21 protein-coding genes are annotated in these 23,647 nt (G+C 38.1%); 18 read left to right on the forward strand and 3 right to left on the reverse strand.

Annotated elements, in window-relative coordinates; all coding sequences use genetic code 11:
* Positions 1-103: 103 nt before the first annotated feature.
* Both mnmE and O970_RS08055 read right to left on the reverse strand, forming a co-directional pair.
* Positions 104-1,465, reverse strand: a complete 1,362-nt coding sequence (mnmE, locus tag O970_RS08050) for a tRNA uridine-5-carboxymethylaminomethyl(34) synthesis GTPase MnmE (protein ID WP_024496599.1) — start codon at positions 1,463-1,465, stop codon at positions 104-106.
* Between the two features lie 320 nt (positions 1,466-1,785).
* Positions 1,786-2,364, reverse strand: a complete 579-nt coding sequence (locus O970_RS08055) for a DNA-3-methyladenine glycosylase I (RefSeq protein ID WP_024496600.1) — start codon at positions 2,362-2,364, stop codon at positions 1,786-1,788.
* Between the two features lie 161 nt (positions 2,365-2,525).
* On the opposite strand from O970_RS08055, the gene glyQ reads away from it, so the two are divergent.
* From glyQ to O970_RS08140, 17 genes are all read left to right on the forward strand, one after another.
* The gene (glyQ, locus tag O970_RS08060; RefSeq protein WP_024496601.1) at positions 2,526-3,455 is read left to right on the forward strand and encodes a glycine--tRNA ligase subunit alpha; all 930 of its coding nucleotides are present in this window, start codon (positions 2,526-2,528) and stop codon (positions 3,453-3,455) included.
* Positions 3,455-5,524, forward strand: coding sequence for a glycine--tRNA ligase subunit beta (glyS, locus tag O970_RS08065; protein ID WP_024496602.1), 2,070 nt, complete (start codon positions 3,455-3,457; stop codon positions 5,522-5,524). Before glyQ ends, glyS begins: the two co-directional genes overlap by 1 nt.
* Positions 5,525-5,590: 66 nt before the next feature.
* Positions 5,591-6,409 (forward strand): YciC family protein, encoded by an 819-nt coding sequence (locus O970_RS08070; RefSeq protein WP_024496603.1) that lies wholly within the window; start codon positions 5,591-5,593, stop codon positions 6,407-6,409.
* Complete coding sequence (gene ybaK, locus O970_RS08075) at positions 6,409-6,894, forward strand: Cys-tRNA(Pro) deacylase (protein WP_024496604.1); 486 nt, start codon at positions 6,409-6,411, stop codon at positions 6,892-6,894. Before O970_RS08070 ends, ybaK begins: the two co-directional genes overlap by 1 nt.
* Positions 6,895-7,209: 315 nt before the next feature.
* A complete protein-coding gene (locus tag O970_RS08080) occupies positions 7,210-8,142 on the forward strand; it encodes a Kdo(2)-lipid IV(A) acyltransferase (protein WP_024496605.1) in 933 nt (310 codons plus the stop codon).
* A 228-nt stretch (positions 8,143-8,370) separates the two neighbouring features.
* The gene (gene fdnG / locus O970_RS08085) at positions 8,371-11,427 is read left to right on the forward strand and encodes a formate dehydrogenase-N subunit alpha (RefSeq protein WP_081685294.1); all 3,057 of its coding nucleotides are present in this window, start codon (positions 8,371-8,373) and stop codon (positions 11,425-11,427) included.
* Between the two features lie 16 nt (positions 11,428-11,443).
* Positions 11,444-12,385, forward strand: a complete 942-nt coding sequence (gene fdxH / locus O970_RS08090) for a formate dehydrogenase subunit beta (protein WP_024496607.1) — start codon at positions 11,444-11,446, stop codon at positions 12,383-12,385.
* Position 12,386: 1 nt separating this feature from the next.
* Positions 12,387-13,052 (forward strand): formate dehydrogenase subunit gamma, encoded by a 666-nt coding sequence (locus O970_RS08095; protein ID WP_024496608.1) that lies wholly within the window; start codon positions 12,387-12,389, stop codon positions 13,050-13,052.
* A gap of 14 nt (positions 13,053-13,066) precedes the next feature.
* A complete protein-coding gene (gene fdhE / locus O970_RS08100; RefSeq protein ID WP_024496609.1) occupies positions 13,067-13,996 on the forward strand; it encodes a formate dehydrogenase accessory protein FdhE in 930 nt (309 codons plus the stop codon).
* 62 nt (positions 13,997-14,058) lie between these two features.
* Positions 14,059-14,754, forward strand: a complete 696-nt coding sequence (locus tag O970_RS08105; RefSeq protein WP_024496610.1) for a tetratricopeptide repeat protein — start codon at positions 14,059-14,061, stop codon at positions 14,752-14,754.
* Between the two features lie 181 nt (positions 14,755-14,935).
* Complete coding sequence (locus O970_RS08110; RefSeq protein WP_238610617.1) at positions 14,936-15,583, forward strand: tetratricopeptide repeat protein; 648 nt, start codon at positions 14,936-14,938, stop codon at positions 15,581-15,583.
* 219 nt (positions 15,584-15,802) lie between these two features.
* Positions 15,803-16,774, forward strand: a complete 972-nt coding sequence (locus O970_RS08115) for an ABC transporter substrate-binding protein (protein WP_024496612.1) — start codon at positions 15,803-15,805, stop codon at positions 16,772-16,774.
* 217 nt (positions 16,775-16,991) lie between these two features.
* Positions 16,992-17,960, forward strand: coding sequence for an ABC transporter substrate-binding protein (locus tag O970_RS08120; protein ID WP_036563088.1), 969 nt, complete (start codon positions 16,992-16,994; stop codon positions 17,958-17,960).
* A 78-nt stretch (positions 17,961-18,038) separates the two neighbouring features.
* Complete coding sequence (locus tag O970_RS08125; RefSeq protein WP_420885471.1) at positions 18,039-18,974, forward strand: ABC transporter substrate-binding protein; 936 nt, start codon at positions 18,039-18,041, stop codon at positions 18,972-18,974.
* A 65-nt stretch (positions 18,975-19,039) separates the two neighbouring features.
* Positions 19,040-19,990 carry an ABC transporter permease gene (locus O970_RS08130; RefSeq protein WP_024496615.1) on the forward strand — a complete coding sequence of 317 codons (951 nt, stop codon included), beginning with the start codon at positions 19,040-19,042 and terminating at the stop codon, positions 19,988-19,990.
* Positions 19,987-20,781, forward strand: coding sequence for an ABC transporter ATP-binding protein (locus O970_RS08135; protein ID WP_024496616.1), 795 nt, complete (start codon positions 19,987-19,989; stop codon positions 20,779-20,781). The genes O970_RS08130 and O970_RS08135 overlap by 4 nt, the downstream gene beginning before the upstream one ends.
* A 627-nt stretch (positions 20,782-21,408) precedes the next feature.
* Complete coding sequence (locus tag O970_RS08140) at positions 21,409-21,579, forward strand: FHIPEP family type III secretion protein (RefSeq protein ID WP_123056902.1); 171 nt, start codon at positions 21,409-21,411, stop codon at positions 21,577-21,579.
* A 909-nt stretch (positions 21,580-22,488) separates the two neighbouring features.
* Here the strand turns inward: O970_RS08140 and O970_RS08145 are convergent.
* Entirely contained in the window at positions 22,489-22,929 is a 441-nt protein-coding gene (locus tag O970_RS08145; RefSeq protein WP_024496617.1) for a hypothetical protein, read from the reverse strand.
* A gap of 422 nt (positions 22,930-23,351) precedes the next feature.
* Between O970_RS08145 and O970_RS10210 the strand changes: the two genes are divergently transcribed.
* Positions 23,352-23,483 carry a hypothetical protein gene (locus O970_RS10210; RefSeq protein WP_275055023.1) on the forward strand — a complete coding sequence of 44 codons (132 nt, stop codon included), beginning with the start codon at positions 23,352-23,354 and terminating at the stop codon, positions 23,481-23,483.
* Positions 23,484-23,647: the final 164 nt, after the last annotated feature.

Genomic DNA, 23,647 nt, shown 5'->3' on the forward strand with positions numbered 1-23,647 from the left:
GGCTAGCAAGCTGGTTGCCATGTTCCTAAAAGATTAACTTACGGCTAAATGAGTAAAGTTATTTAAGACCCTCAAATGCGATCATAAAAATTAAGCAACACGGTTATTTACCAATACAAAACGAACCAAAAATTTTGCCTAGTAAATCATCAGAAGTAAATGCACCTGTTATCTGACTTAGTGCTTCTTGCGCTAATCTCAGCTCTTCTGCTAATAATTCACCCGCATAAAACACAACTAATTGCTGGTGACCTTGTTCTAGGTGCTTAGCAGCCTGATCTAAGGCTTGCAAATGCCGACGACGAGCAAGAAAGCCCCCCTCGGTACTGCTGGTAAAACCGATACTCGCTTTTAAATGTTCGCGTAATACCTCAACCCCAGCTCCAGTACGCGCGGATAATTTTATCAGAGGATAACCATCAACCTCAGTGGCGCCTAACGCTTCGCCTGTCATATCCGCTTTATTACGGATCACCGTTATCGGTATTCCCTTAGGTAAGCGCTGTATAAATTCTGGCCATAATTTTTCCGGACAACTTTCTTGTGTTGTTGTACCATCGACCATAAATAATACCCGATCAGCTTGCTCGATTTCCTGCCATGCTCTGGCTATCCCAATACGCTCTACTTCATCGCTTGCTTCACGCAATCCTGCTGTATCGATAATATGTAACGGCATACCATCAATATGGATATGTTCGCGCAACACATCACGCGTGGTACCCGCAATATCAGTCACAATCGCGGCATCGTGACCTGCTAATGCATTAAGTAAACTTGATTTTCCCGCATTAGGACGCCCTGCTATGACCACTTTCATCCCTTCTCGTAATAGCGTGCCTTGTTTCGCCTCTTGGCGTACTGATTGTAAATTGTTCATCACTTTATTTAATTGTGACTCAATTTTTCCATCCGATAAGAAATCAATCTCTTCTTCGGGGAAATCAATCGCGGCTTCGACAAAAATTCTTAGGTTAATCAATTCATTAACTAATTCATTGATCTTTTTTGAAAAATTACCTTGTAAAGATAACATTGCTGATTTTGCCGCTTGTTCTGAACTCGCATCAATTAAATCAGCTATCGCTTCGGCTTGGGCTAAATCGAGCTTATCATTTAAAAATGCCCGTTCAGAGAATTCACCGGGTTTAGCAATTCGTACATCACCAACTTGCAATACCCGTTTTAATAACAGATCTAAAATAACCGGTCCACCATGGCCTTGTAATTCAAGCACATCTTCACCTGTAAACGAATGAGGATTAGGAAAAAATAAGGCAATACCCTGATCTAAAATAGTTCCATCTTGTTGATAAAAAGGCAGATATTCAGCTTGTCGCGGCTTGGGCACTTTGCCTAAAATGGCTTTTGCTACGGTTTGAGTATGAGAACCTGAAATACGCAGTATACCTACACCCCCGCGTCCTGGGGGAGTGGCCTGTGCAACAATAGTGTCTAAATTCATATTTACTTTTACAACTTTAACTTAATCATTATTTCATCACATCATAATAACATGTTCAAAAAAATAAACTATTTTCGTGATAAAAATTATGTCGTTGAAATGAGTTTTCAATTAGCTAAATTTAAAGCAAATACGCACGTTTTATACAAAATAATAGCGATTATCCACTATTTTTAATGGACTGGCGCAAATAACCCTATACTTATTTATTACCTCAGTGCCAATAGATCACGTCATGTGAAAAATAAACATATTAGCCATTTGGGGTTGGCTAATCATGGGCTTCTAAGCAAAAACCATCAATTATCCTTTTAATCAAACTATTTTCCGTTTTTTAGCGATAGGGGATGACTAACACAGGTCACGATATGATCATTAACCAATCCCATTGCTTGCATAAAAGCATAACATGTTGTTGGACCAACAAACGCAAATCCTCGTTGTTTCAGCGCCTTTGACATTTTTTCACTTATCGGTGTACGGGTTGGGATATCTTCAAGACGGCAATAATGATTAATAATAGGTTGATGATCAACAAATTGCCAAATAAAATTAGAAAAATCTTCACCATGATGTTGCATAGCTAAATAAGCAGAAGCATTCTTAATAATTGCCTTGAGTTTTAAACGATGGCGAATCAAACCTTTATTGTTTAACAAGGCTTCTATATCCGTAATAGTAATCATTTTCTGAGGGTTAAAGTCATAAAAACAGCGTCGATATTCAGACCGTTTCTTTAAAATAGTAAGCCAAGATAATCCTGCCTGCTGGCCTTCCAAACAGAGTTGTTCAAATAATTTTTGACTATCTTTTTCAACGTGTCCCCATTCATGATCATGATAATCAATATCTATAGGATCAGCGCTAACCCAACCACAACGTCGCGTTTGATTTTCCATGTTTTTTACCTTTCTGATTTACCTTCAATGTAAATTTTTTATTTTATAGTTAATTTGCTAAGATTAGCACTTCCCCTATAATTACGAAACAGGATAGAATAGTAGGCTATTCTATCGCTTTGTTATTTTAAAATAACCTAAAATATAAACAGATACTAATCATGCAAAAGTTTGATGTTAAGACCTTTCAAGGGTTAATTCTTACCTTACAAGCCTATTGGGCTAATCAAGGTTGTACCATTATACAACCATTGGATATGGAAGTGGGTGCAGGGACATCGCATCCCATGACGAGTCTACGAGCGTTAGGTCCAGAGCCTATCCGCGCTGCTTATGTACAGCCGTCAAGACGACCAACCGATGGACGTTATGGTGAAAATCCAAATCGTCTACAACACTATTATCAATTTCAAGTTATCTTGAAACCCTCACCAGAAAATATTCAAGAACTTTACTTAGGTTCTTTGCAGCAACTTGGTCTTGATCCGACCATCCATGATATTCGCTTTGTCGAAGATAACTGGGAAAACCCAACTTTAGGTGCTTGGGGACTTGGCTGGGAAGTTTGGTTAAATGGTATGGAAATTACGCAATTTACCTATTTCCAACAAGTGGGTGGATTGGAGTGTAACCCTGTGACAGGTGAAATCACCTATGGGCTTGAACGCTTAGCAATGTATATTCAAGGCGTAGATAGTGTTTATGATTTAGTTTGGAATAAATCACCCACAGGTTTAGTGACCACTTATGGTGATGTCTTTCATCAAAACGAAGTAGAACAGTCAACCTATAATTTTGAATACGCGAATATCGATTTCTTATTCTATAGTTTTGATCAACATGAAGCTGAAGCCAAATACTTACTAGAGCAAGAGAAACCGTTACCCCTTCCTGCTTATGAACGAATTTTAAAAGCCGCACATTGTTTCAATCTACTTGATGCTCGTAAAGCCATTTCGGTGACCGAACGTCAGCGTTATATTTTACGTATTCGCACGTTAACCAAAATGGTGGCAGAAGCGTATTACGCCTCGCGTGAAGCGCTGGGCTTTCCAATGTGTCAAAAAGAGAATAATCAGGAGCGTAAGTAATGCAACAAACATTTTTAGTTGAACTTGGCACAGAAGAGCTACCACCAAAATCGTTGCGTCTATTCGCCGAAAGTTTTGCTGCTAATTTTATTGAACAATTAAATCAACATCACCTTGAGCATGGGCAAGTAGTTTGGTACGCCTCTCCACGTCGTTTAGCACTAAAAGTGCTTAATTTAAATGATACACAGCCTGATACTGAAATCGTTAAACGTGGTCCTGCCGTCGCACAAGCTTTTGATGCCGATGGCAAACCCACTAAAGCTGCTGAAGGTTGGGCACGTGGTTGTGGGATCACAGTTGAACAAGCACAACGCATTGCCACCGATAAAGGTGAATGGCTCTCTTATACCTTAAAACAGAAAGGCAAACCGGTTGTTGAATTACTCAGTGCAATGGTCGAAACGGCTCTAGCCAAGTTACCCATACCAAAACCAATGCGCTGGGAGGCCAAAAGAACCCAATTTATCAGACCAACGCACACTTTAACTATGTTATACGGTGATCAGTTAGTACCAGGTACGATTTTAGATGTAACATCTGATCGCATAATCCATGGTCACCGCTTTATGGGACAACAACAAATCACCATTACTCATGCGGATCAATATCCCCAAATTTTGGAAGAAAAAGGTAACGTCATTGCCGATTATGATAAACGAAAGACGATTATTCGCGAACAAGCAGAATTAGCCGCTAAAGCGTTGAACGGTCGTGCTGACTTAAGCGATAGTTTATTGGAAGAAGTGACCTCATTGGTTGAATGGCCGGTTGTATTGACTGCTAAATTTGAAGAGAAATTTCTTGATGTCCCCGCTGAGGCCTTAGTCTATACCATGAAAGGCGATCAGAAATATTTTCCCGTTTATGATCACCAAAATAAATTATTACCTAACTTTATTTTTGTAACCAATATCGAATCTAAAGATCCGTCCGTTATCATCAGTGGTAATGAAAAGGTGGTTCGCCCACGATTAGCGGATGCAGAGTTTTTCTATAGAACCGATTTAAAACAGCCTTTAGCGGCGCGCTTACCAAGTCTAGATACGATTTTATTTCAACAGCAGCTTGGTACAATTGGTGATAAATCGAAACGTATTGAACATTTAGCAGGATATATTGCCGATAAAATTGGGGCAAATGCTATCGATGCTAAACGGGCTGGTTTATTATCGAAATGTGATTTATTGACGAATCTCGTCTTTGAGTTTCCTGAAACCCAAGGCGTAACTGGTATGTATCTGGCCTTGCACGATAATGAAAATTCGGTCGTTGCAACAGCCATTAATGAACAATATATGCCACGTTTTGCGGGTGACCAATTACCTAGCTCGTTAGAGGCCGCCGCGGTGGCGATAGCCGATAAAATAGATACCTTAGTCGGTATTTTTGGTATCGGTCAACACCCGAAAGGGGATAAAGATCCCTTCGCGTTAAGACGTGCGGCTATCGGGGTTTTACGTATTATTGTTGAAAAACAGCTACCATTAGATTTGGTTGAATTAGCGCAAGAAGCAGTAAAACTTTATGCGGATAGGCTGACTCATCAGCAAGTGATGACGGATGTGGTTAACTTTATGCAGGGGCGTTTCCGTGCTTGGTATCAAGAAAGAAACTACGCGATTGATACGATTCAAGCTGTGTTAGCACGTAACCCCACTCGCCCAATTGATTTTGATGCGAGAGTAAAAGCAGTAACCCATTTTAGAACATTAGATGCCGCCTCAGCCTTAGCTGCCGCTAACAAACGGGTATCCAATATTCTAGCTAAAGCTGATATCACAATACCAGACACCGTTAATCATGATTTATTGCAAGATAATGCAGAACAGCAATTAGCTAAGACATTAATGAACTTAACTGATAAATTAGCCCCTTATTTTACTCAAGGTAATTATCAGCAAGCATTAATTGAATTAGCTACGTTACGTGAGCCTATCGATAAATTCTTTGATGAAGTCAAAGTAATGGATGATGATCCGCAAATTAAGCTTAACCGTTTAGCATTACTAGCTCAACTGCAAGGTTTATTCCTTAAAGTTGCTGATATTTCGCTTTTACAATCTTAGTCTAAGTAACGATGGGTCATCTGACCCATCTCCTTAAGAGAATTTTAAATAAGGAATTATTTCATCATGCAATTATCCTTTTCCTCTCTTTTGTTGGATACCAAAAATTTTATCCATAATAAATTTAAAATCATATTGATGGCCCTAATCGCTGTCGCCGTCATTGAACAACTCATTTGTATGGTTTTTATGCCTGATCCTGCTACATTAGCGCCTATTCAACATCTACTGAATCACACCATTAGCACTTACGGTGATAATTCAATGCAATCTATGCAAAAGATGATAGAAAGTATGTCTCCTGAGCAGCAAAAACAGCTGTTTAGCACGATATTTTCTTATGTATTTCAATTTGTCACGCTTGCTATTGCTATTTCATGTTTGACCACGGCGTTTAATTTGTCTCTAATTTCCAATTTGGTTAACTATACTCCGCTTAATAGTAAAGAGCTGTTTTCAAAAGCGACAAAAAGCCTATTGACCATATTCTTATCTTTGTTGGTAGGTATTCCCTATTTCGCTATATTATTTATTTTAGCCTCCCTGCTGTTTCCACTGATGTTCTATATTATTGCTGCTGGTGTCTTGTTTTATACCATTATTTTTAATCTATTTATCGTTTATGATGTTGAGGCACACAACCTACGTTTTGTTGAAAAATTAAATAACAGCTGGCAAATATTTAAAGCGCAATATAAATCAATCTTACTGATTACGGCTATCTGGTTGGGATTGTTGATGGTATTTAATTTGCTTAACTCCCCGTATGATATAGATAATCACTTTATCTTAAATGTAGGGATTAGTTTTAGCAGTTTATTGATTAATTTCTTTATGTTTACCTATCTATATAGACTATGCTCGCTGATTAGGATAAATAATTAATGACGCCAGCTGTCGCGATAGTAAAAAAACACCACATCAAATTTTGTCTCCATCAATATGAGCATAATGCTAGTGAGACGCATTTTGGTGCAGAAGCGGTTGCCAAGTTAGATCCTAAACTTGGTCTAACCGCTGACCAAGTATTTAAAACATTAATTGTGCAATTGAATGGACAAAATAAGCAATTGGCGGTTGTTGTACTGCCAGTTTTAAAACAACTTGATTTAAAAGCTATTGCTCGTATTCTCAAATGCAAAAAAATTGAACTAGCCGATCCGAAACTCGCCGAAAGATCATCAGGATATGTTGTTGGTGGTATGAGTCCGTTAGGTCAAAAACGGCAGTGGCCAACTTTAATTGATAGCAGCGCCCTTAATCAATCAACTATAATCGTTTCTGGTGGACGAAGAGGCTTAGAAATTGAACTTAATCCTCAAGATTTAGCCGCGTTACTTCAGGCTAAGTTTGAAGCAGTGACAATCTAAATCTCCATCTCTTACCTTAGCTCAATATGATGGCTATTTTTTAGCGTGGACAATATCAATTTAATCGATGCAACACACTTGATTACGTCTGGCGGTGACGTGCCATTATTCATTAACCAATAATCCGTAGTCCAAGAAATAAAAGCAACGATATTGCTTATAAATAGCTTATCAAGTAATACGTAAGTACATGTAATAAAAGTGTAATTGTATAGATTAGCAGCTAAATGACGGTTGCAGTTCAGCACATTATCCCTGATAATTTAACCTATACATAAAAATTATTTTTTTGCTTATTTAATTAATAATAACCACATGAAAAAAAATCAAGAAATACACGCTGTTTTCTCATTTTCGCTATTACATCCTCGTTACTGGTTAACATGGTTAGGCATTTTTAGTCTCTATTTGGTCGTTATATTATTACCCTACCCGATTATTCGCTTTATTGGTAAACAATTCGGTTTACTGACCATGACGTTGTTAAAACGTCGAGTCAATATCGCGAGACGTAATTTGCAACTCTGTTTTCCCAACATGCCCATTACTGAACGTGAAACGTTATTACGTGAAAATTTTATCTCCACGGGTATCGCTATTTTTGAAACAGGAATGGCATGGTTTTGGTCAGATAAACGGGTGCGTCGCCATGCTGAAATTGTTGGTGATGAGCATATTCGACACATTCAAGCCACTAAACAAGGAGTACTTTTAGTTGGTATTCACTTTTTAACGTTAGAACTGGGTGCTCGCATTTTAGGCTTAAGTCATCCTGGCGTTGGGGTTTATCGACCTAACGATAATCCTGTTATGGATTATATACAGATTAAAGGTCGTCTAAAGTCAAACAAATATATGTTAGACAGAAAAAATATCAAAGGAATGATTCGTGCCCTTAAACAAGGGGAGCTACTTTGGTATGCGCCAGATCATGACTACGGTCCTAAAAATAGTGTCTTTGCGCCGTTTTTTGCAGTTGAGAACGCCGCGACAACTATCGGCACCTCAATTTTGGTCAGAATGGCCAATCCAGCGATTATTCCATTTATTCCCAAACGCGTTGGTCAACATTATCAGGTGATCGTTGAAGCACCATTAGTTGGATTCCCTAAACAAGATGAAACAGCGGCGGCCATTTTTATGAATAAAGCCATCGAGAAAGAAATATTAATGGCGCCAGAACAATATATGTGGTTACACCGACGATTTAAAACCCGTCCACAAGGTGAACCCTCTTATTATTCCTAATCAACATCAATCGTTAACATCAAATACGTAGATATCACTGTCTACGTATTTGGCACGATATCCCCCTCCCAATAAAGCTATCTTTAATCCATATTAATTTTTTACTTTCTGTTTTATTCTTCCTTTCAGCATAAATTGCGATTATCATTAACAAAAGAAGGGATATATTATCCCGATAAAAATAAAGCAATGAAAATTTCAATGTCAGTCTCTATTTAAGGAGTCCGTATGCTAGTTAGCCGTAGACAGTTCTTTAAGATCTGTGCAGGGGGCATGGCTGGAACAACGATTGCTGCATTAGGTCTTGCACCCAATGTCGCACTTGCTCAGACACGTCAATACAAATTATTAAAATCGAAAGAAACGCGTAATAATTGTACTTACTGTTCAGTTGGCTGTGGTATGTTACTTTATAGCCGTACTGATGGCGCAAAAAATGCCGTTTCTTCTATTTTCCATGTCGAAGGTGATCCCGATCATCCTGTTAGTCGTGGTTCGCTATGCCCTAAAGGTGCGGGTGTGTTGGACTATATAAAAAGTGAAACACGACTTAAATATCCAGAATATCGGGCTCCTGGCTCTAACCAATGGCAACGTATTAGTTGGGATGAAGCGATTGATCGTATAGCGAGACTGCTTAAAGCAGATCGTGATAAAAACTTTATTACAAAAAATGAACAGGGCACCACGGTTAATCGCTGGACGACAACGGGTTGGCTAGTTACATCCGCAGCCAGTAATGAAACAGGTTGGCTTGCGGCGAAAGTTGCCCGCTCATTAGGTCTACTTCCCTTAGAAACCCAAGCCCGGGTCTGCCATGGTCCTTCTGTCTCCAGTTTAGCTGCTACCTATGGACGTGGCGCCATGACTAACAATTGGAACGATATTAAAAATGCCAATGTCGTAATTATTATGGGAGGCAACGCCGCAGAAGCACATCCTGTCGGTTTTAAGTGGGTTATTGAAGCTAAAATTCATAATGGCGCAGAATTAATTGCCATTGATCCCCGTTTTCAGCGTACCGCCGCAGTCGCTGATCTTTACGTGCCTATTCGCACCGGTTCTGATATTGTGTTTTTACTTGGTGTGATTAACTATCTTATCACGCATAATGAAGTTAATTTTGATTACTTAATTGCTAATTCCAATGCCAGTTTGCTTGTGGATGATGATTTTGACTTCCACGAAGGCCTATTTAGTGGCTTTGATTCTCAATCAAAAAAATATGATCAAACCACATGGGCTTATCAAACCGATGCCGATGGCTTTGCCTTAAGGGATAAAACACTGAAACACCCGCGCTGTGTATGGAATTTATTAGCGAAACATGTTAGTCGTTACACGCCCGACGTCGTCAATAATTTAACAGGAACGTCCATTGAACACTTTTTACATGTTTGTCGTTCACTCGCGAGCACTAAAAGTAATGATAGAGCCGCCACCTTTTTATACGCATTAGGCTGGACACAGCATAGCTACGGTACCCAAATCATTCGCGCAGCCGCCATGATTCAACTTATTTTAGGTAATATTGGTGTAATGGGCGGCGGGATTAATGCATTACGCGGACATTCTAATATTCAAGGTTTAACGGATGTTGGATTGCTGTCAAATCGATTACCTGCCTATCTCGATTTACCAAAAGAATCCCAACCGACATTAACCCAATACTTGCAAGAAAAAACCCCAAAAGCGTTAGGTATTAACGAGGTCAATTTTTGGCACAACTACTCGAAATTTTTTGTTAGCTTGATGAAATCAATGTATGGCGATAAAGCAACCAAAGAAAATAATTGGGGTTACGACTGGTTACCAAAATGGGATAAGGTCTATGATATCTTGCAATTTGGTAAAATGATGCGAGACGGAGAAGCTAATGGACTGATTTGTCAAGGTTTCAATCCATTAGCCGCGATCCCAGATAAACAGAGTGTACGTGAAGGTTTATCAAAATTAAAATTCTTAATTAGTATTGATCCCTTAATGACCGAAACCGCTGAATTTTGGCAAAATCATGGAGAAGTCAACGATGTTGACCCAAGTACCATTCAAACCGAAGTCTTTAAATTACCATCTAATTGCTTTGCCGAAGAGAATGGGACGATAGTTAATTCAGCACGTTGGTTACAATGGCATTGGGCCGCTGCCAATCCCCCTTATGAGGCGATGAATGATCCAGATATCATTGCTCGTATTTTCTTACGTATCCGCGAACTTTACCAACAAGAGGGGGGGACTTATGCTGAGCCTATTCATTATCTCACTTGGGATTATGCCGACGCCAATGCGCCCTCAGCCGAAGAGCTAGCTAAAGATTATAATGGTAAAGCATTAGCTGATCTTACCGATCAAAATGGGAATATTGTTGTTAAAAAAGGACAACAACTAAGTAGCTTTACCCAGTTGACCGATGATGGCAAAACGTCGTGTGGTATTTGGATTTTCTGTGGCAGTTGGACCGAAGACGGTAACCAAATGGCAAGACGCGATCCGATTGACCCTTCAGGGAAAGGAATTCATTCAGATTGGGCTTGGGCGTGGCCGCTTAATAGACGTATCCTCTATAATCGTGCTTCTGCGGATGCCAATGGACAACCTCTTGATCCAAAACGTTTATTGATTAAATGGAATGGCGAGCGCTGGGTGGGCAATGATGTACCTGACTACACATTAACCTTAGCACCAAGTGCAGAAGCGGGACCCTTTATTATGAATAATGATGGTTTAGGTGGGCTATTCTGTCTTAATCGATTAGTTGATGGTCCTTTTCCTGAACATTACGAACCGTTTGAGACACCCATTAAAACCAATCCATTACACCCAACTCAGATAAATAATCCAGCAACGCGTGTCTTCCCAGAAGATCGTGCAAGATTAGGCACCGCGGATAATTATCCGTATGTTGCCACAACCTATAGTTTAACGGAACATTTCCATTTTTGGACTCAGCACTCCCTATTAAATGTCATTGCTCAGCCAGAACAGTTTATTGAAATTGGCGAGAATTTAGCGCAGCAAAAAGGCATTAAGTTAGGTGATACCGTCAAAGTAAGTTCAAAACGTGGCTATATTAAAGCCAAAGCAGTGGTAACAAAACGGCTACCTACTTTAACCATCAATGGACAACAGGTCGAAACGGTTGGTATACCGATTCCATTTGGTTACGCAGGGGTAATGAAAAAATCATTTTTAGTTAATACCTTAACCCCTTACTTAGGCGATGCCAATTCACAAACGCCTGAATATAAAACATTTTTAGTCGATATCAAAAAAATCTCTGAATAGTCAATAGGAAATTATTATGTCATTACAATCTCAAGACATTATTAAACGTTCAGCCACCAATCAATTGACGCCAGCCCCTAAAGCAAGAGATTTTCAACAAGAGATCGCAAAATTGATTGATGTTAGCGTCTGTATTGGTTGTAAAGCTTGTCAGGTTGGTTGTAGCGAGTGGAATGATCTGCGTGATAAGCCGGGCCACAATGTTGGTGTTTATGATAACCCCGCCGATTTAAGTCCTAAAAGCTGGACCGTTATGCGTTATTCTGAAGTAGACGTGAATGGTAAATTTGAATGGTTAATACGCAAAGATGGCTGTATGCATTGTAGCGAACCAGGATGTTTAAAAGCTTGTCCATCAGAAGGCGCAATTATTCAATACGCTAATGGTATTGTTGATTTTCAATCTGAGCACTGTATTGGATGTGGTTACTGTGTTGCCGGCTGTCCATTCAATGTGCCCCGAATTAGTAAAGAAGATAACCGTGCTTATAAATGTACCCTTTGTGTGGATCGGGTCGCGGTTGGACAAGAGCCCGCTTGTATCAAAACCTGCCCAACAGGTGCGCTACATTTTGGTACTAAAGCAGATATGATCGAATATGCCAATCAACGTGTTGCTGAACTTAAACAGCGCGGGTACCAACAGGCTGGATTATATAATCCAGAAGGCGTCAACGGTACTCACGTGATGTATGTATTACATCATTGCGATCAGCCTCAACTCTATCATGGATTACCGAAAGACCCACACATTAGCCAAGCCGTCAATTTCTGGAAAGGCGCCTTAAAACCGCTATCTGCCGCAGCGTTTTTGACAACCTTTGCCGGTTTAGTCTTCCACTATATGGCTGTTGGTCCCATTGAGGTCGATGAGGAAGATATCAAAAATGAAAAAGAAGCAGAACGCCAATTAAATCAGCAGTTTAGTAAACCAACTAATCATTCACAGGAGAAATAACGTGGAGAAAAAGAAACTTATTTATCGTGTTTCATTACCAGTTCGTTTTTGTCATGTTTTTATTGTGATTTGCTTTGCTTTAGCTGGATTATCGGGCTTATCGCTGTTTTTTCCATCACTATCAATTTTAGGGAAAGTCCTTGGTACACCACAATTATTACGTGTATTACATCCCTTTATTGGCGTAACGGTTTTTCTGCTACTAGTATTTATGTTTATTCATTTAGTTAAACATAATATTCCTAATCGCGATGATCTACGCTGGATTAAACGAATAGATAAAATTATTGCGGGCAAAGAGCCAGAAGATATCCCAATAGGTAAATATAACGCTGGGCAAAAATTCCTGTTTTGGTGCATTATGGGGCTAATTTCTGTGCTCCTGATAACGGGTCTTATCATGTGGCGACGATATTTTGCTGATTATTTTCCGATTGAAATTGTCCGTTTTGCCATTTTAATTCATGCGATGGCGGCTATCAGCTTGATACTTTTAATTATGGGGCATGCTTATATGGCTATTTGGGTAAAAGGCTCAATTAAAGGAATGATTCTTGGCTATGTTTCACGTCCGTGGGCTAGAAAAAATCATTCTCAATGGTATGTCGACGAGATGCAAAAAACCTATAAAACTAAAAAAAATCTACCGCCATCAAAGGAGGCCTAATTAGGAATATTGCGATGACTATTCATATCACGCCACAACAACAGTTAGAATCTAAATCACAGCAAGGTATTAATCAGGGAGCGAAGCTCCCATTACTCTACTTACCTCATCCGAAGCGTATCTACCAACATAGAAAACAGCGATTTATGCAATTAGCCAAAGCCAATCCACTGGCGCATTATTTTTCACTATGTGCTAAAATTAATGCGTTACAATTGACCATCGTTGATCAATCGCCTATTACCCAAAACATTAAGGTTGCTGCTAATAACCTCATTACCGCTAACAACTCTGCATTACTATCCGCCAATAACTTATTCAATCAGCAGTGGCAAGATTATTTAACCCAGATTATTAATGGGTTAACTGATTTTCAACCTCAAATTGACCCCATTATTCAGTCATTAAATAATAAAACGCGCCAAGAAAAACAACAGTTGGCCACCGATTTACTTAGTGGCGCCTTTACAAAAGTAAATAGCGGTGAAGCACTGTTTATTTGGTCTGCTTTAGCCTGCTATTATACGCAGCTTGCCGCGCAGCTAACGGGGGAAACGGCAGCAATAGCTACACGAGCACATAATTCTCCTTTATGTCCCCTTTGCCATAGCCATCCTATAGCGAGTATCGTCCATTTAGGATCTGAAAACGGTCTACGCTATTTACAATGTAGTTTATGTGAAACACAGTGGTATAGCCCACGTGTAAAATGTACCAACTGCCAAGATATGTCCGCTATTGATTATTACTCTCTGGATAAAGAATTAGCCGCGGTTAAAACCGAATGTTGTCATCATTGTCATGGCTACTTAAAAATATTCTATCAAGATGTCGATCCCAAACTGGATATCGTCGTCGACGATTTAAATACCCTTATTTTAGATCAAGAAACAGAAAACGCTGGTTTTAGTAAAACGGGTTTAAACCCTATGCTATTTCCTTAACTAATTTTACTGCTTTATAATAGTGCTAACGACATTAATATTAACTAGAAAGGAAACTTATTTTGACTAACGCCAAACACTATTTTTTTACTGCGTTGATTCCAATGATGCTATTTTTTACGGCATGCAGTTATGCGCTACCCACTCCTATTCCTTTCCGTTTTATCCAAGAAGCCGCGAAGGAAGGAGATGCAGAGGCACAGTTACTGGTAGGCATTGCTTATGATAAAGGCGATCCATTAGAAAAAGATCAGGATAAAGCGGTCTATTGGTATTTAAAAGCAGCCGATCAAGGTAATGCTAAAGCGCAGTACAATTTAGCATTAAGTTATGAGCATGGCGAAGGGGTAGAAAAAGACATGGAGATGGCGCTACTTTGGTATACCAAAGCGGCGGAACAAAATAATAGTAATGCTCAGAATAATCTAGCGGTTATGTACCAATATGGTGAGGGGACAAAAGCCAATATCGATAAAGCGTTATATTGGTATAAAAAAGCTGCTGAAAATGGTAATGCTCAGTCGCAATTTAATTTAGCCAGTTTTTATTTAGCGGGTAAAGGCATGACCACCCCAGATAAACTACAAGCCTTTGCGTGGTATCATATTGCTTTCGAAAATGGTAATACCGAGAGTAGTGCTCAATTGATTCGAATCTGGAAAACATTAACCGATGAGGAAAAACATGAAGCGCGTAGATTGGCTAGTCAATATGACTTGCTTTATTTCAATTATGAAAATAATGCCATGACCAAATAAACGAGCATGATCCCACGTGTGATTAATCCTCTCACACTCAATCAGCTTAAAACCCAATAATAAAACGCAATAAAAACATTTATGTTTAACATTAAGATATTGTGTTATTCATACTAATATTAACGAATAAGGGATTAATTTAATGCTAAAAAACAGCGGTAAATATCTTATAGCGATACTGATGACAACTACTTTTATATTCGCTACATCGACTTATGCACAATCGTCGAAAGAACCGGATGCTATTCGATTTATTCGTATCTCCGCCAATAAAGGAGATGCCGAGGCACAGTATTATTTAGCTTTAGCTTATGATGCGGGTGATGGTGTGGAAAAAGATCCAAAAAAGGCTATCGAATGGTATCAAAAATCTGCCGAGCAAGGTTATGTTGATTCCATGTTTAACTTAGCGGTAAGTTATAATGATGGCGAAGGCATTGAACAAAATAAAGAATTAGCGCTTTTATGGTATACAAAAGCCGCAGAAAAAGGGGACTCAGATGCGCAAAATAATCTTGCTTTTATGTATGAGCAAGGTGATGGCGTAGAAGCAAATATGACTTTAGCGCTTGAATGGTATCGAAAATCAGCGTCACAGGGCAATCCATTAGCTCAAGTTCATTTAGCTGAGATGTATGCAAATGGTAAAGGTTTGGCTAAGGCACATAACGTCGAAGCTTACGCGTGGTATCGGGTCGCCAGTGCCAATAACAATCAGCGCGCGGCTCAACAAGCAGATGCCATTTTTCAACAACTTAATGAGGATGAGCAAAAACAGGCTGAGGAATTAGCACAAAAATACAGTGCTGATTATCTTAAACAAAAATGAGTAGTACGCTAATTTAACCACAAAACGCATAATAACATTTTGATTATTATGCGTTTTTTTATTTTTTCTTTATCTATTAGATATATAATACCCCGTCTTTAATATTTTTATATTGTTATTATTACTATTTATCGTTTTAACCAATACCCACAAATTATACTTAACTTTTAGCGAAAGTAAGTTACAATACAGTATCTTTGTACTAGTTTAAGGGTATTTATGTATTATCTATTTCGTTGTATAGCGGTTATCATTTTAACTATTTTTTCGATAAACTGGACTAGTGCTAAAGAAACTAAATATGTTGCCATTACGGCCATTATTGAGCACCCTTCGTTAGATAAGATTAGGCAGGGCATTGAAGATGAACTTGTCGACCAAGGTTATACTATTGGTCAAGACCTCATTATTCGCTATCAAAGTGCCCAAGGCAGTAGCGCCACCGCCGCACAAATTGCCAAGCGATTTGTGGCGACCAAACCCGATGTTATCGTTCCTATTACGACACCAAGCGCTCAAACTGTCGCTGCTGCAACAAAAACGATTCCTATCGTGTTTGCTGGCATTACCGATCCGGTTGCGGCAAAATTAATCAAAAATTGGCAGCCAAGTAAAACCAATATCACAGGCGTTTCAGATGCCCTACCATTAGCGCCACAAGTAGCGTTAATGCTAAAATTAAAACCTGATTTAAAAACGGTCGGTTGCGTATACAGTCCAAGTGAAATAAACTCAACCACCGTATTAAAAAACTTACGCCAAGCATTAGCAGAACACCACATTGATCTACTTGCGGTCCCTGCTCAAAAAACCTCTGATGTCGCGCCTGCCGCGCGTAGCCTTAAAGGGAAAGTCGATCTTATTTATACCACGATAGATAATAATGTGGTTTCTGCTTATGAGTCCTTAGTAAAAACGGCTGTAGAGAGTAAATTACTACTATTGGCATCGGATCCAGATTCCGTTGAACGCGGTGCGGCTGCGGCTTTAGCGATCGGTTATTATCAGTTTGGACGACAAGCGGGACAAACTGTGGCACGTATTTTAGGTGGTGAACATCCTGGTGATATCGCGCCAACGATTAGCAACAGTACGGTCTTAATCCTTAATCCAGCCTCAGCCAGTCAACAGGGTTATTCATTTTCCCCTGATCTACTTAACACCGCTGACCAGATTATTTCTGCGAATTAAATGGATAAGAGCCTAGCTATTTGACGTATTCGGTTAAATGGCTAAGGCAACTAATTTCCGACACGTTTAAACATCATTAATTAGCATTGCCTATATGTAAACTTTTATTTACATATAGTGCAATTTACTATATACCTTATCATATCCATTGCATTACGGGCATTTCAACGCTAATATAACATCATTATTGTAATGTGAAATTTACAAGGTGATAATAATGAACTCACTATGCCAAAAATTTTTTACCGCTGTCATTGTACTGATGACGTCATTCATTACCTCTGCGCAGGAGAAAAGCCACTACGTTGCGATCACCGCAATTGTTGAGCACCCTGCCTTAGATAACGTCCGTAAAGGCGTAGTAGATAGACTCACCGAGCAAGGTTATATAACTGGAAAAAATCTTAAATTACAGTTCCAAAGTGCACAAGGTAGCAGTGCCAATGCCGCCCAAATTGCCAAACAATTTGTCGCCAGTAAACCTGATGTGATTGTAGCTATAGCGACCCCAAGTGCCCAAGCACTTGCCGCAACAACCAAAACCATTCCTATTGTGTTTACGGCTGTCACCGATCCGATTGCTGCAAAATTAACACGCAGTTGGCAAGCGACAGGAACTAATATTACTGGCGTTTCTGATGCCCTATCTTTAGACAAACAAGTTGATTTAATGTTAATGATTAAGCCTGATTTAAAAACCGTGGGATCGGTCTACAGTCCTAGTGAAATTAACTCTACCCAGACATTAAGACAGCTTGAGCCCCTATTACAAGCAAAAGGGATTAAATTGCTTTCAGCCTCTGCGCAGCGTACTTCTGATATTCCCGCCGCGGCAAGAAGTTTAAAAGCCAAAGCGGATCTGATCTATACCACCACTGATAATAATGTTGTCTCAGCTTATGAAGCTATCGCCAAGATTGCCAATGAAAGTAAAATTCCATTAATAGCCTCTAATCCTGATGCGGTCGCACGTGGAGCAACGGTTGCGCTTGGTATGAGTTATTACGATTTGGGTCGACAAGCAGCAGATATCGTTATCCGTATTCTTAATGGTGAAAAAGCAGGGGATATCGCTCCGCAAATTGGTAATGTCACCGAGTTAATCATCAATAAGACGGCAGCAAATCGCCAAGGTCTTGCGTTGTCTGAGGAAATCCTAAAATCAGCTCAACATATCATTGAATAATAATAAATAAGAATGATTAATTTAAATATTAAGAGGTCATGGCTAATGCGTTGTTTTTTTCTTCCAATATCTATTTTTATGGTAATCACATCCGTTATCTTTTCATGCCAAGCAAATGAAAAACCCGCTTACGTTGCAGTGACGGCTATTATTGAACATCCAGCACTAGATAGTGTCCGTAATGGCGTGTTAGATGAATTAAAACAAAATGGTTATATTGAAGGTGAAAACCTAAAATTTCAGTATCAAAGTGCGCAAGGTAGTAGTGCCAATGCTGCGCAAATAGCTAAGCAATTCGTAGCCAGTAAACCCGATGTCATTGTTGCAATTGCCACCCCCAGTGCTCAAGCATTAGTGGCAACAACCAAAACCATACCGATTGTCTTTACTGCCGTAACCGATCCCGTTGCCGCACGTTTAACAAAACAGTGGGGAACAACAGGAACTAACGTCACTGGGGTCTCTGATGCGCTACCGCTAGATAAACAAATTGAACAAATGCAAAAAATTAAGCCAAATTTAAAAGCAATCGGCTATGTTTACAGTCCTGGTGAAATTAATTCCACCCATATTTTAAAACAACTTAATGACTTATTGACTCCAAAGGGGATAAAAGTTATTGCTGCGCCGGCACAGCGTACTTCTGATATTCCTGCCGCGGCGCGCAGTTTAAAGGGTAAAGTGGATTTAATTTATACAACAACCGATAATAATGTGGTTTCTGCTTACGAATCACTTGCTAAAGTAGCAAATGAAAGTAAAATTCCTTTGATCGCATCGGACCCTGTGGTAGCGACACGCGGAGCAACCGCCGCTTTAGGAATGAGTTATTATGATTTAGGTCATCAAGCAGGGAAAATGGTTATTCGTATTCTTCAAGGTGAAAATCCTGGCGATATAGCGGTTGAAACGGGTAACGTTATGCAATTCGTGGTAAATAAATCAGCCGCTGAGCGTCAGGGCGTAACACTGTCTGATGACGTATTAGCCTCAGCGAATGAAATTATTAATTAATTATATAAAATTATAGAGGAATCACAGCTCCTCTATTGGTAAGAAAAATAAATGGATCTAATGTAATGTCTTTTGAAATCGCATTTGGAACACTGGAGATCGGCCTTATTTATGCGCTGGTCAGTTTGGGCGTCTTAATTTCGTTTAGAATACTAGACTTTCCTGATTTAACCGCAGATGGTAGTTTTCCTTTAGGTGGTGCTGTCTGTGGCGTTTGTCTATACCTAGGAGTCAATCCATGGTTAGCCACCTTATTTGGTATGCTTGCTGGTGCATGTGCTGGGGTTATTACCGCTTGGCTATATGTAAGATTAAATATTATGCAACTGCTATCCAGTATTATTGTAATGATTGCACTATACTCAATCAATTTACGTATTTTAGGTCTCGGTCCATTTTTACAGCACGAAACACCGCGTATGTCGGGATCGCCTAATTTACCGTTATTAGATGCTGAGACTATTTTCACCCCATTTATTAATGCAGACTATAGTAATCAATATTATCTTCAGCCATTAATCATATTAGCCTTTGTGGTTATATGCTGGAGTTTACTCAATTCATTTCTAAATACCCAACAAGGCTTAGCACTACGCGCCACCGGTGCCAATGCCCGTATGGCCAAAGCGCAAGGCATTGCTACGGGAAAAATGGTTATCCTTGGTATGGCCATTTCAAATGGATTAATTGCCTTAGGCGGTTCATTATTTGTACAAACCCAAGGCAATGCAGATATCTCGATTGGTGTCGGAACGATTGTTATAGGGTTAGCCGCTGTGATTCTTGGTGAAAATTTATTATCTTCTAAACGTATAGGATTAATGACCTTAGCGGTTATCTTAGGTTCAATTGTCTATCGTTTCTTTATTGCCTTAGCACTGGGTAACGAAACCTTACAACGTATTGGGATTGGTACGGAAGATTTGAATCTTATTACTGCTATCTTGGTCACGTTAGCGTTAGTTTTACCAAAGCAATTAAAAAAATGGAAAGCACGTCGAGGAGCTAACGCATGATTAAAGTGGAAAATATACAGTTAACCTTTAACGCAGGTACGCCAATCGAAAACCATGTACTGCGCAACTTAAGTTTAACTATTAAGGAAGGTGAATTTGTTACTGTTATTGGTAGCAACGGTGCGGGTAAAAGCTCACTATTAAATATTATTAGTGGCGATCTATTAGCCGACTCTGGCTATGTAATTATTAATAATCGTGACGTCACCCGCTACCCTACATGGAAACGCGCTAATTTAGTGGCTAGGGTATTCCAAGATCCAATGGCAGGTACCTGTGAAAAATTGACGATAGAAGAAAATTTAGCGCTTGCTTATAAAAGAGGGCAACCAAGAACATTATTACCTGCGCTTAATCGTCAAAATAAAGTATTATTTAAAGATAAACTCGCACGCTTAAATCTTGGTCTAGAAAACCGGTTAAATGATCTAATGGGATTACTATCAGGAGGTCAGCGCCAAGCGGTAAGCTTATTAATGTCATCTTTACAGCCATCTAAAATTTTACTGCTTGATGAGCATACGGCAGCGTTAGATCCGAAAACAGCGCAGTTTGTTTTATCCTTAACTAACCAAATTGTACAAGAGAATAAACTAACTACGCTTATGGTAACTCACTCAATGAAACAAGCACTTGAGTATGGTACGCGTACTATCATGCTTCATCAAGGACAAGTAGTGTTGGATATTTCCGGTGAACAACGTAGTAAATTAGGCGTTAGTGATCTACTAAATATGTTTGAAAAAACGCGCGGAGAAACCATTACTGATGATGCATTATTATTAAGTTAATAGGTAAAATCTGCTCACTTATTTTAACTACAGTCTTATATTGATATAAACTGTAGTTAAAATAAATTTAATCTGGAATATGAGTGAGTTTGATGACCAATACATAGACACTATTTATGTGAATCACTATCTATTCATATCGCTTATTAATAAACAATAAAAATCAGATTATTCGATTTTTATATCACCAATCAAATGATAAAGACAAAACTCATTATCCAGCTTTAATCATCTTCATATTAAATACGTATTGAGTGAATTCCATCCAATGGCAATACTAGATTATATATGGGTTGCTACAAATAGATATCCTTGACGAGGTATAGACCTCATTCTTATTTTTACAGACAATAGATAAGCAAATTTGATAAATGATTCTATTTAAGACTGTGGTTATGCAGGAAATGACATTGAAAGAATAGAATAATACGCATCAGATTTAAAAAGTATTGTTGTTTATATAAGTAGCGTAAATGAGTTAATTGAGTTTTTAAACAAGCGCAAAGAAAAGATTGATTAAGGCTTGTTACATTTATGTTCACGGCGTTTTAAATTATGCTTCCTTTCATTAAACAACCATAATCCAAAAAAGAAAGTATACAAGCAACCACACCAGCAAAAATCGAGATGACATGGTCCGATGTGAATATTGAAAATATATTAGTAATAGAAGTAGGATATGGTTTAATTCCTATGGTAGACCAAAACCAAAATGGCGAATTATTAGGACGTATTCGTAGTTTACGCAAAAAATTTGCGCAAACATTAGGATTTTTACCTCCACAGGTTCATATCTGAGACAACCTTTTGCTCTCACCTTATCAATAAAAATTTTTATAAAAGGCGGCGAAATTGTAAATAACAAATGGCTAGCAATCAATCTAGATAATGTCACAGATACCATTGAAGGCCTTTAGACAGAGTAATTACACAACAGTGGTTACCTGGTTCTGATCCATTAATGTGATAGGACTCAACATCAACTTAGAACGCCTGCTATTTATTACAAGCGTTACAAAACACCAGTAATCTAGAACTAGGATTAGCAGAACATATTATTGAACAAATGAAACAAGCCATTGAATAACAAAATGCCATTGGTGTACCGCCTGTTTTATTAGTAAACCCAATATTAAGACCAATGTTATCACAGTTTTTACGCCAGAATTTTCTACAATTATCGGTATTATCAAACTTAGAAATCATCGACAACCGAGAAATAAAATTAACCTATCAAGTTGGGGCATAATAAAATTAAATCACTATTTAGATAACCAATAGTCATTAAAAAAGCGGCAGTTTTCTTTAAAAGTGCTACATTGTCGCTATTCAATTTTAATATTCTACTCATCTGATGAATTTTTTATTAATCCATTAGCTCATTTTTAACACACCGATAATATCGATCTTGGGGGGGATTACAGTGTACATAGCAAAGACCAACCAGAAAAATCATTGATTTTATTTATTTTTTAGCAAAATCAATGATTTAAACAATTAAATAGTTAATAATATGCTTTATTTTTTATGGTTAAATAACAACGCTGTTTTAATGTATAAAATCAGATATATAAATTAAGTAATTTATTGTTACTAAAAAAGTAATTATTAAAAAAACAATTGGATAGTGTTCATCGCTATTCTAAAGTAACAAAACGTTGACATTCACAATGCGGTTATCGCATCAAGGTTTAATGATACTACACCTTATAAGCTTTTTAATGAAACATGAACCTCATCAACAATGATAAATTGACCATCAGATTGTTTTAACCAAATCTCAACATCGATACAACGACAATTATCAAAATAACACTCAAGTATACTATTATTATCAATCCATGTAACGATATGCCGCCCAAAATCGAAATCAGCATACTCTTCAGGGTACTCGACACCCAATTTTTCACTTATCTCGTAATAGCGTAAATTTAAAAAATCGCTCGCTTTGAATTCAGTTAACGGTGTACCAAAATCCGGTCGTTCCATGCTTAAATTAAATTTTTTAAACTTTTGAACTTCAACTTCATCGTGAGCTTTAAAGGCTTGAGATTTTTCTGAGTCGACGTCAACGCATGGTGCTTTCAATTTTTGGAAAACCGCGCTAAGATTCTGTATTTGCAATTTTAACCATATAAAAATCAACATAATAAAAGTGCCTATCTATTCTAATGAGATGAATTTATTTTAGTATATATTTTGATATAAAAAATTATTTAAATAAATAACTATTTTAATCATTTATTACGCAAAAAGTTGCATGCGATGCTAACTAGCAATGATACCGATTGAATACACAGCATGAAAACAAACAGCATAATTATCGCAGTGAATGCTAAGTCTAGTATAGTTTGAATTATTAACTGTTAAGTTGCTAAAATAATAGATGATTATTTAATAACTTTTTTCACTAAAAATTTTACAGAATAGGATTATTTTTATAATACTCTTTTTAATAAAAAGGATTATCCTATTAAGCGCTAAAGATAATTATCCCTTATGTTAATTAAAAAGAATGAAATTATATAATCTTCCTGGTATCAAAATTAACTGTGTATTTATATCCTCGTGTGTCAGTAATCCTTAACAATATAACTGGTTTTATTAAAGATTTAATAACAGGAATAACCATTGGTATTATTACTATACTATTAGCCATGGTAATTGCTATTACTAGTGGCGTGTTACCACAACATGGCTGACACAATCGTTACTGTGGCTACCTTAATGGTATTGATTGTTTAGTTAAAGCTAAAAGTTAAGATATCGCGACATTTACCAGCACTATAGATTGTTAGAACGTATATTAGAACAACAAGGCTCGGTATAAAGCAAAATAAAAAAAATAGATGAAAGTATTTTTGCT

Origin of the sequence: Candidatus Schmidhempelia bombi str. Bimp, assembly GCF_000471645.3 — a bacterium.
Lineage (GTDB): Bacteria > Pseudomonadota > Gammaproteobacteria > Enterobacterales > Orbaceae > Utexia > Utexia bombi.